Origin of the sequence: Streptomyces sp. NPDC006610, from assembly GCF_040611575.1 — a bacterium.
Taxonomy (GTDB): Bacteria; Actinomycetota; Actinomycetes; order Streptomycetales; family Streptomycetaceae; genus Streptomyces.
The window spans coordinates 24,988-39,715 of record NZ_JBEXOP010000030.1 but is presented as its reverse complement, the minus strand read 5'-3'; the positions used below and the strand labels follow the sequence as shown (position 1 = coordinate 39,715).

At 72.3% G+C, this 14,728-nt stretch carries 14 protein-coding genes; 8 read left to right on the top strand and 6 right to left on the bottom strand.

Annotated elements, in window-relative coordinates; all coding sequences use genetic code 11:
• Positions 1 to 62: 62 nt before the first annotated feature.
• Together ABZY13_RS23240 and ABZY13_RS23235 are read left to right on the top strand one after the other, a co-directional pair.
• A complete protein-coding gene (locus ABZY13_RS23240) occupies positions 63 to 1,508 on the top strand; it encodes a DHA2 family efflux MFS transporter permease subunit (RefSeq protein ID WP_356633731.1) in 1,446 nt (481 codons plus the stop codon).
• A 56-nt stretch (positions 1,509 to 1,564) separates the two neighbouring features.
• Positions 1,565 to 2,536, top strand: a complete 972-nt coding sequence (locus tag ABZY13_RS23235) for an acyl-ACP desaturase (protein WP_356633729.1) — start codon at positions 1,565 to 1,567, stop codon at positions 2,534 to 2,536.
• A gap of 148 nt (positions 2,537 to 2,684) precedes the next feature.
• On the opposite strand, the gene ABZY13_RS23230 is transcribed toward ABZY13_RS23235, so the two are convergent.
• The 3 genes from ABZY13_RS23230 to ABZY13_RS23220 are packed head-to-tail and all read right to left on the bottom strand — an operon-like array spanning position 2,685 to position 4,146.
• A complete protein-coding gene (locus ABZY13_RS23230) occupies positions 2,685 to 3,035 on the bottom strand; it encodes a 4Fe-4S dicluster domain-containing protein (RefSeq protein WP_356633727.1) in 351 nt (116 codons plus the stop codon).
• Positions 3,032 to 3,976 (bottom strand): hypothetical protein, encoded by a 945-nt coding sequence (locus ABZY13_RS23225; RefSeq protein ID WP_356633725.1) that lies wholly within the window; start codon positions 3,974 to 3,976, stop codon positions 3,032 to 3,034. The genes ABZY13_RS23230 and ABZY13_RS23225 overlap by 4 nt, the downstream gene beginning before the upstream one ends.
• The gene (locus ABZY13_RS23220) at positions 3,973 to 4,146 is read right to left on the bottom strand and encodes a hypothetical protein (protein ID WP_356633723.1); all 174 of its coding nucleotides are present in this window, start codon (positions 4,144 to 4,146) and stop codon (positions 3,973 to 3,975) included. The genes ABZY13_RS23225 and ABZY13_RS23220 overlap by 4 nt, the downstream gene beginning before the upstream one ends.
• A gap of 144 nt (positions 4,147 to 4,290) precedes the next feature.
• Between ABZY13_RS23220 and ABZY13_RS23215 the strand changes: the two genes are divergently transcribed.
• Together ABZY13_RS23215 and fabI are read left to right on the top strand one after the other, a co-directional pair.
• The gene (locus tag ABZY13_RS23215) at positions 4,291 to 5,253 is read left to right on the top strand and encodes an alpha/beta hydrolase (protein WP_356633721.1); all 963 of its coding nucleotides are present in this window, start codon (positions 4,291 to 4,293) and stop codon (positions 5,251 to 5,253) included.
• The gene (gene fabI / locus ABZY13_RS23210) at positions 5,250 to 6,029 is read left to right on the top strand and encodes an enoyl-ACP reductase FabI (RefSeq protein ID WP_356633719.1); all 780 of its coding nucleotides are present in this window, start codon (positions 5,250 to 5,252) and stop codon (positions 6,027 to 6,029) included. The genes ABZY13_RS23215 and fabI overlap by 4 nt, the downstream gene beginning before the upstream one ends.
• Before the next feature lie 69 nt (positions 6,030 to 6,098).
• Here the strand turns inward: fabI and ABZY13_RS23205 are convergent, their stop codons facing one another.
• Positions 6,099 to 6,743 carry a TetR/AcrR family transcriptional regulator gene (locus tag ABZY13_RS23205; protein WP_356633717.1) on the bottom strand — a complete coding sequence of 215 codons (645 nt, stop codon included), beginning with the start codon at positions 6,741 to 6,743 and terminating at the stop codon, positions 6,099 to 6,101.
• Between the two features lie 113 nt (positions 6,744 to 6,856).
• Positions 6,857 to 7,753: an alpha/beta hydrolase gene (locus tag ABZY13_RS23200; protein WP_356633715.1), complete on the bottom strand. Its 897-nt coding sequence runs from the start codon at positions 7,751 to 7,753 to the stop codon at positions 6,857 to 6,859.
• A gap of 123 nt (positions 7,754 to 7,876) precedes the next feature.
• On the opposite strand from ABZY13_RS23200, the gene ABZY13_RS23195 reads away from it, so the two are divergent.
• From ABZY13_RS23195 to ABZY13_RS23180, 4 genes are all read left to right on the top strand, one after another.
• Positions 7,877 to 8,317, top strand: coding sequence for a hypothetical protein (locus ABZY13_RS23195; RefSeq protein WP_356633713.1), 441 nt, complete (start codon positions 7,877 to 7,879; stop codon positions 8,315 to 8,317).
• 254 nt (positions 8,318 to 8,571) lie between these two features.
• Positions 8,572 to 9,678, top strand: coding sequence for a GDSL-type esterase/lipase family protein (locus ABZY13_RS23190; RefSeq protein ID WP_356633711.1), 1,107 nt, complete (start codon positions 8,572 to 8,574; stop codon positions 9,676 to 9,678).
• A 55-nt stretch (positions 9,679 to 9,733) separates the two neighbouring features.
• The gene (locus tag ABZY13_RS23185) at positions 9,734 to 11,365 is read left to right on the top strand and encodes a cellulase family glycosylhydrolase (protein WP_356633709.1); all 1,632 of its coding nucleotides are present in this window, start codon (positions 9,734 to 9,736) and stop codon (positions 11,363 to 11,365) included.
• Positions 11,366 to 11,528: 163 nt separating this feature from the next.
• The gene (locus tag ABZY13_RS23180) at positions 11,529 to 12,917 is read left to right on the top strand and encodes an APC family permease (RefSeq protein WP_356633707.1); all 1,389 of its coding nucleotides are present in this window, start codon (positions 11,529 to 11,531) and stop codon (positions 12,915 to 12,917) included.
• 193 nt (positions 12,918 to 13,110) lie between these two features.
• Here the strand turns inward: ABZY13_RS23180 and ABZY13_RS23175 are convergent, their stop codons facing one another.
• Entirely contained in the window at positions 13,111 to 14,577 is a 1,467-nt protein-coding gene (locus tag ABZY13_RS23175; protein WP_356633705.1) for a non-reducing end alpha-L-arabinofuranosidase family hydrolase, read from the bottom strand.
• Between the last annotated feature and the right edge of the window lie 151 nt (positions 14,578 to 14,728).

Sequence of the window (14,728 nt, the reverse complement as noted above, 5' to 3'; positions counted from 1 at the left end):
GGGGCGGGTGCGGCCGCTGCGGACGGGCGACGGCGGCGCATCAGACGAAGGGACCACCTCGCATGACGACCGCCTCACCCCACTCGTCGGACACCGGTCCGGCCAGAACCAAGCAGCCGGAGGACGCCGGGCAGGCGCAGCAGTCCGCCGCGGCCACGGCCAAGCTCGCCCTCCTCGTCGCCTCGGGCGCCACCTTCCTTGCGGTGCTCGACACCACGGTCGTGAACATCGCCTTCGCGGACCTGCGCGTCAACTTCCCCGACGCCTCGCTGTCCCAGCTGACCTGGGTCGTCACCTCGTACACCGTCGTCTTCGCGGCGCTGCTCGCCGTGGCCGGCCGGGTCGCCGACGTCATCGGCCGCAAGAAGCTGTTCCTGTGGTCCACGGCCGTGTTCATCGTGGCCTCACTGCTGAGCGGGCTCGCGGCGGGCGTGCCGATGCTGATCGCCGCCCGTGCGCTGCAGGGAGTGGGAGCCGCGGGACTCATCCCCTCGGCGCTCGGACTGGTGCTCCAGCACACGCCCCCGGCCCGCCGGCAGGTGGCCGTCGGCGTCTGGGGCGCGGTCGGCAGCATGGCCGCCGCCGTGGGCCCGAGCCTCGGCGGACTGCTGGTGGACGTCTGGGGCTGGCGCAGCGTCTTCCTGATCAACCTGCCGATCGGGCTCGCCATCCTGGCCGGAGCGGCCAGGCTCACCACCGACGCGCCGAGCGGGCGCAGACTGCCCGACCCCGTCGGCACCCTCGCCCTGGCGCTGGGCGTCGGCGGAGTCGTCTTCGGCGTGACCCAGGGCACCGAGTGGGGCTGGGGCAGCGGACGCGTGCTCGGCCTGCTGATCGGCGGCGTCCTGGTGCTCGGGCTGGCCCTGCTGCTCTCCCGGCGGCACGCCGCGCCCGCCCTCGAACTCGACCTGTGGCGCAGCCGTGCCTTCGCGGCCACCAACGCGACCTCGGTGCTCTTCGGCGCGGCGATGTACTCCTATCTGCTCAGCTCCCTGCTGTTCCTCAACGCGGTGTGGGGCTACTCCGAGCTGAAGGCCGGTCTCGCGGTGACGCCGGGCGCCTTCGCCGCCGCGATCGGGGCGACGATCGTGGGGCGCCGGGTCGGTCCGGCCGCCCAGTGGGCCGCCGTCGCCATCGGTTCCGCTCTCTTCGGCGCCTCGTGTGTCGCGATGTACCTCCTCCTCGGCCCGGAGAAGCAGTACGCGGCGGTCTGGCTGCCCCTCGGCATCGTCGCCGGCATCGGCATCGGCGCGGCCCTGACCGCGATCTCCAACGCGGCCACGGCCTCGCTGCCGCCGCAGCGCTTCGCCTCCGGCACGGGTCTGCTCATGACGACCCGGCAGATCGGCGGCGCCCTCGGCATCGCCGTCCTCGCCGCGATCCTCGCGCGGTTCGACGTCCTCGACGACGAGGGCTATCTCCAGGTGTTCCTCGCCTGCGGCATCGGGGCCGTGGCGGCCGCCGTCACGGCGCCCGCGATCCGGTCCCGGTTCGCGCCGAACACGTGACCGTCAGGCCCGGCGGGGGTCGACGGCTCCCGCGACAGTGTGAAGAAGAGAGCACGATGCCCCCCATCGATCGATCCGACCGCACGGTCGCGCGAGCCGAGCACTCCCTGCTCGCGGAACTGCAACCGGTGGTGGAGAGCAACCTCCACCGTCACCTGGCCGTCGCCAAGGAGTGGTTCCCGCACGAGTACATCCCGTGGAGCGAGGGCCGTACGTTCGACGGCCCGCTCGACGGGCAGCCGTGGAGCGACGAGGAGGCCACGCTGCCCGAAGTGGCCCGCACGTCCCTGGTGGTCAATCTCCTGACCGAGGACAACCTGCCCGGCTACCACTTCGCGGTGGCCGAGTTCGGCAAGGACGGCGCGTGGGGCACCTGGGTCGACCGCTGGACCGCGGAGGAGGCCAGGCACGGCACCGCCCTGCGCGACTACCTCCTGGTCACCCGGGCCGTCGACCCCAGGGCCCTGGAACGAGCCCGGATGACGCACATGTCGGGCGGCTACGACCGCCCCGACGGCTTCAGCGCGCTGCACGCCATCGCGTACGCCGCGTTCCAGGAGCTGGCCACGCGCATCTCGCACCGCAACACCGGGCAGGCGAGCACGGATCCGCGCTGTGACGCGCTGCTCGCGCGGATCGCCGCGGACGAGAACCTGCACATGGTCTTCTACCGCAACCTGGTCGAGGCCGCGTTCGAACTCGCGCCCGACACGGCCATGCGGGCGGTCCGGGACGTCGTCGTCGGGTTCGAGATGCCGGGCTCCACGATCAGGGACTTCGGCCGCAAGTCGGCGGAGATCGCCATCGCCGGCATCTACGACCTGCGCCTCCACCACGACAGCGTCGTCATGCCCGTCCTGCGCAAGCTGCGGGTCTTCGAGCGGGACGGCCTCGGCGCGCCGGGGGAGGCGGCACGGGAGGAACTCGCCCGGTTCGTCGCCCAGCTGGACGAGAAGGCGACCTCCTTCACCGACCGCCGCGAGGGCATCAGGGCGGCGCGCGCGAAACGGGAGGCCGCCGCGGCCTGAGCCGGGGCGGCCGGCGGGCACGGCGAAGGGGGCGGCCGGAACTCGGCCGCCCCCTTCGTGGTGGGCGGAACGGGCCGCCGGGGTTCGGGGCCGCCGCACCGCGAGCGTCGGCAGGAGGTCCCGGAGCGGGAGCAGGTGCGGGCCCCGGTCAGGAGCAGGTGGCGCGGGGAGCCTCCTCCTCCGGGAGCGTGTGCCACTTGTCCGGCCGTCCGAGCCACTCGTCCGGGCCGGCGAGCGGCACCACGTCCGTCGTGGCCAGGGGCAGCCGGGGAGCGAGCCGGGCGTTCCACTCGAGAGCCGGCGCCAGCTCGGGCGGCAGCTCGTCCTCCGGGTAGATCGCGTCGGCCGGGCAGGCCTCCACGCAGTTGCCGCAGTCGATGCACTCCTCGGGGTCGATCACGAGGAACGCGCCGGCCTCGCGGAAGCAGGCGACCGGACAGTAGGTGACGCACTCGGCGTACTTGCAGTGCACGCACTGCTCGGTGACGACGTGGGTCATGCGACGCCCTCCCGTCGGGCACCGTGCGCGCCGGCCAGCTCGGGGTGTCCGTCCACGAAGCGGTGCCCGGCGGCGAGACCGGTCCCGTACGCCTCGGCGAGCCCCTCGGCGGTCGCCGCGGCGTAGTCCACGCCCAGCTCCTTGAGATCCCGGTCCGGCTTGACGACGAGGACCCGGGCCCCGTCCAGCCCGGAGCCGTCGACGATCTCCTCGGAGGCGTAGAGGTCGCGGAAGAGCGGGAACGGGTCGGAGCCGATCGCGATCAGCACGTCCACGCCCCGGGCGGCGACCTCACGCGCCGGGCAGGAGCAGGTGTACGAGGCGTCCACGTACGCCTCTCCGTCGACCTCGGCGGGGACCGACCAGGCGTGCAGCATGCGCGTCGAGGCGTAGGCGACGGCGTCGTAGTTCTCCGGAGTCAGGCGCGGCCGGCCGTCGCCGGGCTCGGCGTGCGTGGAGAAGACGACGGGGGCGAGGTTGCGCTCCACCCAGTCGCGGTTCCCGGTGAAGACGTCGCGCAACAGCTGCCGGCCCAGGGCCTTCGCGCCGGGACCCTGTGTGGTCTCGGCGGCGGCAGCGTCGGTGACCTTGCTGGTGGCCAGCAGGAACTCCGGGGCGCCGGGCCGGAACAGTCCTTCGCGCAGGCCGGGGCCGTACTCCGCGATGCTGTCGAGGACGACGGTGCTCATGCCCTTGTCGACGGAGGCCGCGGCGGCGCCCAGCCAGTAGTCCACGCCGACCCCTCGGGCCCGGCCCGTCGCGGCGAGGCCGCCGGAGAGCCCCGAGGACGAGGCCGTGCCGTACACGTCGGCGCGCAGGCCGCGCTCCTCGAAGGCGGACAGCACGCCGTGGCCGTAGACGCCCTTGAGCATGCCGGAGGCGACCGCGACGCCGAGGCGCATCCCGGGCCCGGCGCCGCTTCTGCCTTCCACGTCGGTCATGGCCGGTCCTCCTTCCCGGGCCGCGCCGCGCCGGCCGGCTGCGGGGGCCAGTCCTTCAGGAGTTCGGCGTCGATCACCGCGTTCAGATGGTCCTTGAACCACTGGTTCGGGCCGGGCTGCCGGTCCGCCGCGGTCCGAGGGGGGCGGGGAGCGGGGTGCGAGAGCGTCATGGCGTCCTCCAAGCGGGAGTGCTGACCTTCGCACATTAGCACGACCGTGCGTTTACTTTTCTAGACCCGTACGCAAGACTGCTCCTAAATATGAGCGAACGATCGTGCTAGTATCTCGCTCCGAAACGATCTGGAGGCACTGCCATGGATCCCGCGACGGAGGCCGTGGACCCGGTCCGGAGTGCCGAGGGGGAGCGGTTGTTCGACCTCTTCCGGCGGCCCCAGGGGCGCAGCAGGCCCCGCCCCGACGAGCGGGCGGTCATCGACAGCGCGCGCACCGGCGAGCTGGACGTCGACGGCAGGACGGTCGTCACGTATTCCTGGGGCGACGGCGAGCGCCCGGTGCTGCTCGTGCACGGCTGGGAGTCGCGCGCTTCGCGCTACGCCAAGCTCGTCACCCGGCTCGTCGAACTCGGCCACAGCCCGGTGTCCTTCGACGCGCCGGGACACGGCGAGTCCGAGGGCGACACCACGACCCTCCTCGAGTACCGCGCCGTCATCGACCGACTGCACCGCTCGCACGGGGACTTCGTGGCCGTGGTGGGCCACTCCTTCGGCGTGCTGGCCTCCCTCCTGTCGTTGTCCGGGGGGGTGCGCGGCGAACGGATGGTGGCGATCAGCTCCGTGCCCGACTTCGGCTATCTGGTCGACTCGTTCTGCGCCCACCTGGGACTGGAGCCGCACCGGGAGAACGAGCTGCGCCACCGTCTGGAGCGGGACCTCTACCCCGGCGAGGACATGTGGACCCGCTTCTCCGTCCTCCACCTCGCCTCGCGTCTGCCCGTCCCGCTCCTCGTCGTCCACGACGAGAACGACGAGGCGGTGGGCGCGGAGCAGGCGGAGCGCATCGCCGGGGCCCTCGGCGGACGGGCGCGCCTGGTCGTCACCCGCAGGCTCGGGCACCGGCTGATCCTCGGAGCCCCCCGGGTCGTCGACGAGATCGCCCGGTTCGTCACGGGCGAGGACCCGGCCGCCGGCGAAGCCCCCGACCCAGCCGTCGCACGAGCCCCCGGCCCCGCCGATGCCCAGGCCCCGACGGCCCGCGCCGACGTCCGAGCCCGCGCCGCCGCCCCCGCCGAGCGCAGGAGCGAGGTGGCGGCACGATGAGCGGCCTTCTCGCGGGCAAGCGCGTTCTGGTCACCGGCGTCCTCATGGAGTCCTCGATCGCCTTCCACACCGCCCGGATCGCCCAGGAACAGGGCGCCGAGGTGGTCCTCACCGGATACGGCAGGCTCGGCCTCGTCGAGCGCGTCGCCAGGCGGCTGCCGCGCCCGGCCCCGCTCGTCGAGCTCGACGTCCAGGACCGGGCGCACCTGGAGAGCCTCGCCGACCGGATCCGGGAGCAGGTGGGGGCGCAGGCGCGCCTCGACGGCGTCGTGCACTCCATCGCCTTCGCCCCGCAGGACGCCCTGGGCGGCAACTTCCTGGCCACCGGCTGGGGCTCCGTCGCGACCGCCGTCGAGGTCTCGGCGTACTCCCTCAAGGCGCTCGCCGTGGCGTGCCTGCCGCTCATGGAGGAGCGCGGCGGAGCGATCGTGGGTCTCGACTTCGACGCGAGCACGGCCTGGCCGGCGTACGACTGGATGGGCGTGGCCAAGGCGGCGCTCGAGGCCACCTCCCGCTACGTCGCCCGCGACCTCGGGCCGCGCGGCATCCGCTGCAACCTGGTGGCCGCGGGGCCGGTGAAGACGATGGCGGCCAGGCACATCCCCGGGTTCGAGACGTTCCGGGAGGTCTGGGAGACCCGGGCCCCCCTCGGCTGGGACGTCTCCGACCCGGAACCGGCGGCCCGCGCCGTCGCCGCCCTGCTCTCCGACTGGTTCCCCCGGACGACGGGGGAGATCGTGCACGTGGACGGCGGTGTGCACGCGATCGGCGCGTGACGGCGGCCCGGCGGCCCGCTCGGGTGAACGGGCCGCCGCCGCACGGTCCAGGGCGTGCGGTGCGGCGCGTCAGGGGGCGTCGGGCAGCAGCGCCGGGTCGGTGGCCACCGCGCGCAGGCGGTTGAGCACGGCGGTGGCCGCTTTGTCGTAGCACGTGAAGTCGTTGTGCAGGACGGACTCGGCGTTCGCCATCTCCAGCAGCGCCACCAGCTCGAAGACGAGCTGCGGGACGTCCGCGTCGGCCGCCAGCTCGCCCGCCAGCTGGGCCTCGCGCGCGGTCTGCTCCATGTACGAGACCCAGTTGGCGCGCGCCGAGGCGAGCGTGTCGTGGACCTTGCCCTCGCGGGCGTCGTACTCGGCGGAGACCGAGTAGAAGAAGCAGCCGCCGGGGAAGACCCGCTCGCGGGAGTATGCGAGCCACCCCGTGCACAGGCGCCACAGCCGGCCGATGCCCGCGGGCAGGTCACGGGCCGGCTGGACCACATGCTCCAGATACACGGTGATCGCCGTGCGGATGGTGGCGAGCTGGAGGTCCTCCTTGGAGCCGAACAGCGCGAACACGCCGCTCTTGCTCAGTTTGAGGTCGCTCGCCAGTTGTCCCATGGACAGCGCCGCCAGGCCCTCCACGGAGGCGATGTCCACCGCACGTCTGAGGATCATCTGCCGGGTCTGGTTGCCGCGCGCGATCCGGCCGTCGGCCTGCGTCCCTGCCACGCCCATGTGCACCTACTCTCCTGGCACCGGACTTCTCGGTTCCGTTGAGGCGACAGCAATCATAACCAATGAGCGGACGTTCGTGCGGTTAGCGTGCGCGAAACCGGAACGACTCAGTCCAGCGCGACCGCGCGGGGGTCCGCCCCGTCGGCCGGGCGCGGGTCCTGGGCGATGAAGTCCAGCACGGTCCGTACGACCTCCGGGTCGCCGAGGATCCGGCGGTGACCGAGGCCGTTCGTGACGACCAGCCGCGCCCGGTCGCCGAAGGCCCCGGCCAGCCGGCGGCCCTGCGTCACCCGGATCCGGGTGTCGTCCTCGTCGTGGATCACCAGCATCGGCGAGCGCACGATCCCCGTGACGTCCGTGATGGAGAAGGGCACCTCGGCGGGAGGCAGGTCGGGGAAGAGGTTCGTCCGGATCTCGTCGTGCAGCCGCGCCTTGAGCCGGTCGCGCACCTTGAGCTCGGTGCAGAACTCCTCGACCAGGTAGTCGAAGTCGCAGACGCCGCTGATGGTCACGATCTTCCGCGCCGTCACCCCGTGCTTGAGCCCGTAGAACGACCCCAGCACCCCGAGGGAGTGCGCGATCAGGCACTCGAAGGCGCCGTACCGGTCGTGCAGCGCGGAGACGATGTCGCGGTACTCCAGGATCGTGGTGCCGCGGCCGTTCGCGTCACCGTGCCCCGGCGCGTCGAAGGCGATGACGCTGTGGCCGCGGTCGAGCAGACCCGGGACGAAGGCGGACAGCCGGGAGGCGCGCGACTGCCAGCCGTGGACCAGCAGCACGGGGCGGCTGCCGTCGCCCCAGCGGTAGGTCACCGCGTGCTTGCCGCCGCCGACGTCCACGCGGTCGACCTCGGCCTTCTCGAACAGCTCGCGCTCGGCGGACCGCAGCCCGCTGCGTGCGAGCGGCATGTGGAACAGGGTGAACGCGCCCTTGCCCGCCAGCCGTCCCGACACCAGGGCGGCGGTATTGAGGACGGTGCTCGCGACGGCCTCGGTGGGTTTCATGCTCGAGCTCCTCGGTAGGCATCAGGGGCCTGATATATTAGCACGAACGACCGTGCAGTTTTCAACGGTCCTGACCGCCCGCTTCGACCATCCATCCGCTGTACCTGCCCGCGAGGAGACGCCATGCCGGCCGCCATCTGGTTCGCCCCGTGGAAGCCCGGACCGGCGGACCGTGCCGCTCCGGACGACGAACCGGGCGGCACGGCCGTCGTGAGCGTCACGGACTTCGTCCCGCACCGCCCCTGGACCTCCTTCGGTGTCAACGCCCGCGGCGCCGCCCTGCGCCGGAGCTGGGGCGACGTCGAGGGGGCGGTCGGGCTCTGGCTGTGGAGCGTCCCCGGTCTGCTGCGCCCCCGGTCGGGCTCGGTCTCCGTATGGCGCGACGAGCGGCACCTGCACGCCTTCGTGGCCCGTCACGACCACGTGCGCATCATGCGCGCCTACCGGGACCGCGGTGACCTGCACTCGGCGACCTGGCGGACGGACCGCTTCGACAAGAGGGAGACCCTTGTGGCGGCGCGGTCCCTGATCCGGGAATGGAGCGCGCAGCCCGCCCCCCGGTGAATCCTTCCCCGCGCGGTCCCGACGGCGGCGGGGTCCGGCGCCCGCTCGACGGGGCGCGGGACGAGGCGTGCGGCCGGAGAGGTGCGCACGGCGCGGCGCACGCGGACCGCCGGGGGTGTTTTCACTCGCCGCCCGGGACACCGGAACGCCGGTCTGCCGCAGCAGGGTTGACGGGTAAATGACAATGATGGGTTGATGGTTCTTGTGGGAGCGCTCCCATGCCGCTCCCATCCCCACACGAAGAAGGGACCGCCATGAACAGACCCCGTTCGTCGAGTCCGCCAGCCCTTCCTCTCCTCGGTCTCCTGGCCGCCCTGGTCCTCTCCCTGGGGATGCTCCTCGCCCCGAGCGCCGCAGCCGCACCCATGGTCGGGGCGACCGCGGACCCGGTGCGCGTCATGCCGCTGGGCGACTCGATCACCGGCTCGCCCGGTTGCTGGCGGGCGGTGCTGTGGAACCGGCTGCTGAGCGCCGGGTACACGGACATCGACTTCGTCGGCACCCTCGGTCCCCAGGGCTGCGGTCAGGCGCACGACGGGGACAACGAGGGCCACGGCGGCGAGCTGGTGACCAACACGGCCGACCGGAACCTGCTCCCCGCGCGGCTCGCGTCGACGCAGCCGGACATCGTTGTCATGCACTTCGGCACGAACGACGTCTGGAGCAACATCCCGCCGGACCGCATCCTCGCCGCCTACACCAAGCTGGTCGAGCAGATGCGGGCCGCCAACCCGGACATGAGGGTCCTCGTCGCGCAGATCATCCCGATGAACCCCAGCACCTGCGCGGAGTGCGCCCAGCGCGTCGTCGCCCTGAACGCGCGCATCCCCGACTGGGCGCGGGCGACGAGCACCAGCCGCTCCCCGGTGACCGTCGTCGACCAGTGGACCGGCTTCAGCACGGCAGCCGACACCTACGACGGCGTCCACCCCAACGCGTCCGGCGACGACAAGATCGCCGCCCGCTGGTACCCGGCCCTCGCCGCGACGCTCGACGCGGGGGTGCCGGGTGGGCCCGGCGGTCCGGGCGGCAGCGAGCCCACCTGCACCGCGACGTTCCGGGCCGTCTCCGTCTGGCGGGGCGGACACCAGGGCGAGGTGACGGTGAGCAACACCTCCGCCTCGGCCGTCTCCGGCTGGACCGCCACCGTCGTGCCGTCGGGCGGCGCACGGCTCACCCAGGTCTGGAACGGCAGCCTCACCACCGCCGCCGACGGCACCGCCACGGTCACCAACCTGGCATGGAACGGCACGCTCGCACCCGGAGCGAGCGCCACCTTCGGCTACATCGCCACCACCTCCGACACGGCCGGCGTCCCGTCGGCGACCGTCGGCTGCACGGCCAGGGCTGCCGTCTCCTGACAGCCCTTCACCTCATCCCTCGTCCCGTCACCGTCATCCCTCTTGTGGAGCCGCCATGAGATCTTCCACCGCAACCGCCCCTCGCCTGGCCACCGTCCTGGCCGCCATGGCGGGGCTGCTCCTGTCCCTGCTCGCCCTGGGCACCCCGGCCCACGCGGCGCCCACCGGCTTCCGCGTCGAGAACGGCCGCCTGCTGGAGGCGTCCGGGAACGACTTCGTGATGCGCGGCGTCAACCACGCGCACACCTGGTATCCGGACCGGTTCAGCTCCCTCTCCCACATCAAGGCCAAGGGAGCCAACACCGTCCGCGTGGTCCTCTCCAGCGGTGACCGCTGGACCCGCAACGACACCACGGACGTGGCCAACGTCGTCGCCGAGTGCAAGCGGACCCGCCTGATCTGCGTCCTGGAGGTGCACGACACCACGGGCTACGGCGAGCAGAGCGGGGCCGTCACGCTGTCGCGCGCCGCCGACTACTGGATCAGCGTGCAGAACGCCCTGCTGGGCCAGGAGAAGTACGTCATCGTCAACATCGGCAACGAGCCGTACGGCAACACCAACTACACGAACTGGACGGCCGACACCAAGGCGGCCATCCAGAAGCTGCGCGGCGCGGGCTTCCAGCACACGATCATGGTGGACGCCCCCAACTGGGGCCAGGACTGGTCCTTCACCATGCGCGACAACGCCGCCTCGGTGTTCGCGGCCGACCCGGACCGCAACACGGTCTTCTCCATCCACATGTACGGAGTCTTCGACACCGCCGCCGAGGTCGGCGACTACCTCAACCGTTTCGTCACCGCGAAACTCCCCATCGTGGTCGGCGAGTTCGGGCACGACCACTCGGACGGCAACCCCGACGAGGACGCGATCCTGGCGGTGACGCGGCAGCTCGACCTCGGCTACCTCGGCTGGTCCTGGAGCGGCAACGGCGGCGGGGTCGAGTACCTGGACATGGTCACGAACTTCGACCCGAACCAGCTCACTCCGTGGGGGCAGCGGCTCTTCAACGGCCCGAACGGCATCGCCGCCACGGCCAAGGAGGCCGCCGTCTACTCCTCCTCCGGCGACACCGTCGCACCGACCGCTCCGGGAACCCCCGCGGCGTCGGCGGTGACCTCCTCGTCCGTCACCCTGTCCTGGTCCGCCTCCACCGACGCGGTCGGCGTCACCGGCTACGACGTGGTCCGTGTCGCCGGCGCGGAGGAGACGGCCGTCACCAGTACGACGGGCACCTCCACCACCGTCACCGGGCTCACCCCGGCCACCTCGTACACGTTCGCCGTGTACGCCCGCGACGCCGCCGGCAACCGCTCGCAGCGCTCCGGCACCGTGGCGGTGACCACCTCCCCGGGCGGTTCCACGGCCGCGTGCACCGTCGGCTACAAGGTCACGAGCCAGTGGCCCGGCGGTTTCCAGGGCGAGATCGTGCTGCGCAACACCGGTACGTCGGCGATCAACGGCTGGACGCTGCGCTGGACCTTCGCCGACGGTCAGCGCGTCAGCAACCTGTGGGGCGGTACGGCCGTACAGAGCGGCGCGGAGGTCACGGTGACCTCGGCCCCGTACACCGCGTCCGTGCCCGCGGCGGGTTCCGTCACCCTCGGCTTCACCGCCTCCCGGGGCGCCACGAACTCCAGCCCCACCGCGTTCACCCTGAACGGTTCCGCCTGCTCCACGGCCTGACCGTCCGGTGCCCCGGCCCGCACACCGGGCCGGGGCCCGCTTCCCGCCGCGCCCCCGCGTCCCGGTGTCCCGCACCGCCTCGTCCGGGACGACGGACGGCCGCGCTGGGCCGATGGGCCGATCCCTGGGCGTGAGGGACGCGTCGCGGGGGATACGGGTCGGTATGCCAGCAGTGAGAGATCAGCGACCGGCGACCGCCCCGGGCGGCCCGGCGCTCAAGAAGGCCCTGACCACGCCGCTTCTGTACTTCTTCATCCTCGGTGACGTCCTGGGCGCCGGGGTGTACGTCCTGGTGGGCCAGGTCGCCGCCGACGCGGGCGGAGCGGTGTGGGCGCCACTGGTCGTCGCCCTGCTGCTGGCGATGCTGACCGCCGCCTCGTACGCGGAGCTGGCCACCAAGTACCGGCGGGCCGGAGGGGCCGCCCACTACGCCACGCGGGCCTTCGGGCCGTTCGCCGGGTTCCTCGCGGGCTTCTGCATGCTCGCCGCCGGCGTGGTCTCGGTCGCCGCCCTGGCCCGCGGGTTCGGCGGCGACTACCTGTCGGCCTTCGTGTCCCTGCCCGTCGGTCTGGTCGCCGTCGTCTTCCTCGCCCTGATCGCCCTGCTGAACGCACGCGGCATCAAGGAGTCGATGCGCGCGAACGTCGTCGCCACCGTCGTCGAGGTCGGCGGGCTGCTCGTCGTCGTCGCCCTGGGCGCATGGCTGCTCCTGCGAGGCGAGGGCGACGCCGGGCGCCTGACGCGGCTGGGCACCGCGGAGCACGGGGCGGCCGCCGCGATCCTCAGCGGGTCTGTCCTCGCGTACTACTCCTTCGTCGGCTTCGAGACGTCCGTGAACGTCGTCGAGGAGACCCGCGACCCGCGCCGCTCCTACCCCCGTGCCCTGTTCGGCGCCCTGGCCACCGCCGGCGCCGTCTACGTCATGGTGGGCGTCGCCGCCTCGGCGGCCGTGCCGACGGACCGGCTCGCCGCGTCCAGCGGGCCGCTGCTGGAAGTCGTCAGGGAGGCGGGCGGCGTGCCCCCGCTCCTCTTCAGCGCCATCGCGCTCGTCGCGGTCGCCAACGGCGCCCTGCTGACCGGCATCATGGCCTCCCGGCTCGCCTTCGGCATGGCCCGCGACGGACTGCTGCCCTCGCCGCTGGCCAAGGTACTGCCCGGCCGTCGTACGCCGTGGGCGGCCATCGCCGCCACCACGGCGCCGGCCATGTTCCTCGCGCTGACCGGCAGCGTCACCGCTCTGGCGTCCACCCTGGTCCTGCTGCTGCTCGTGGTCTTCTTCATGGTCAACGTCGCCGTGCTGGTCCTGCGCCGCGACCCCGGCACGTCGGCGCACTTCCGGGCTCCGACCGTGCTGCCGGTGCTGGGCGCCGCCTCGTGCGTCCTGCTCGCCACGCGGATCGAGGGGCAGGTCTGGCTGCGCGGGTCGGCCGTCCTGGCCGTCGGCGCGCTGCTCGGCGCGATGGCGGCGACACGGCGTCACCGGCGCCGAAACGAGCCGGATCGGGCGGACGCGCACGGCGGGGCCGGTGGCGCCGTCCGGGACGAGCCCTGACCGCCGGGTGCCGGACCGGACCGGTGCCGGCACTGGTGACATCGACCTGGCCGGCTACGGCGGCGTGACGGTGTCGTAACCCGGGCGGCGTCCGGGCCTCGGGGAGGCGCGGTACGAGAACTGGTGGGAGTGCGGCCGCCCACGGCCCGCGGTGGGCTGTGGGCGGCCGTGCCCGAGGAGAGGGCGTCTGCCGTCAGCGCTGCAGTGTCAGCAGACCCGGACGGTAGGGCAGCAGGCCGTAGTCGCCGCCGGAGCTGGGGCTGCGCCCCTGGTACAGCAACTGCAGATTGCAGGGGTCGACGGTCATGGTCTGATCGGCGCTGGTGCGGAGCAGTTCGCCGTGGCTGATGTCGTTGGTCCAGGTGGCGCCGCTGTTGGCCTTGCCGGCGAAGGGATTGCTCTCGGTCGCGGCCTGGGGCGTCCACGAGCCGTTCAGGCTGGTGGCCGTGAACGAGCGGAAGTAGCGGCCCTGCGAGCCGATCGCCTCGACGATCATGAGGTACCGGTTCTGGCCCTGCAGCTTGTAGACCTGCGGGGCTTCGAACAGGTTGTTCGTCGTATCGCTCATGACCACGGTCGAGGTCGTGCCGAAGCTGCCCGGGAAGTTCCCGATCGGCATGCTGGCCCGGTAGATCTTGCCGTTGTCACCCGCGAAGAACAGGTACATGTTCGTCCCGTCCGCGATGAGCGTCTGGTCGATGGGCCCGGTGCCGGAGCCGGTGATGGTCCCGGAGAACAGCGGCTGCTCGGCCGACCAGCCGTTCGGGTTGGTGGGGTCGCTCGACGTCCGGTAGGAGAAGGCGGTCCTGCCCCACTGGTAGGCGAGCACCCAGACGTTCTTCGGCGCGAAGTGGAAGAGCGTGGGCGCGACGGTGGAGGACGACATCGCGTTCTGGCTCGCCGAGGCCATCTCCGACCAGTTGGTGAACGGGCTGAAGTTCATCGAACCCCAACTCGTCCCCGTGTCGTGCGTCGTCGCGTAGACCAGCTGCCTGCCGTTGTACGGGGCGACGGTGAAGTCCTTGAGCGAGACCCATCCCGGCCTGGGCTGTGCCAGCGCACCCGTCGACGACCAGCGGTAGCTCGACGGCAGATCGCACGTGCCGGGATTGCCGGCGCCGACCTTGACGAGCTGCCACTGCTGGTTGGCGCCGCCCCAGTCGTCGTACTGGACGATGTTGGCGTTGTCGGCGGTTGAGGCGCCCTGCACTTCGAGGGCCTTGTTGCTGTGGCGCGAGACGAGCCTCACGTAGCCGTCCGAGCTGTCGGCCAGCCGCCACTGCTGGTTGGCGGCGTTCAGGTCGGTCCACTGGACGATCGAGCCGCCGTTCGCGGTGGACCAGTTGTGCACGTCCAGCACCTTGCCCGAGTGGCGGGACTTGATGCGGTAGTAACCGCCCCCGGCGTCGACGAACTGCCACTGCTGCTGTGCCTGGTCGTTCCTGGTCCACTGGGTGATGCGGGCGCCGTCGTTGGTGGCCATGTTGTAGACGTCCAGCGCCTTGCCGCTGTTGCGGTTGACCAGCACGTACGAGGCGTTGGGGTCCACGGTCGCCGCGGCGGCCGGCTGGGCGCCGAGGAAGGTGGCGGCGAGCAGCAAGGGAGCGAGGGCGGCGAGTAAGCGTTTCAGGCGGATCGGGGACGGTCGGCGGAACCGCATCAGAGGGCACTCCTTTGGGGGCAGGCGTGAGTGAGGTGACCCGGTCCGAACCACGCAGCGGGCGGCCGGGGGCAGGGGACGGCCCCGAAACGTTTCGAAGGGGTCTCGGAGGCGTCGAGGGCACAAGCTAGGAACGACTGAGCCGTTCGGT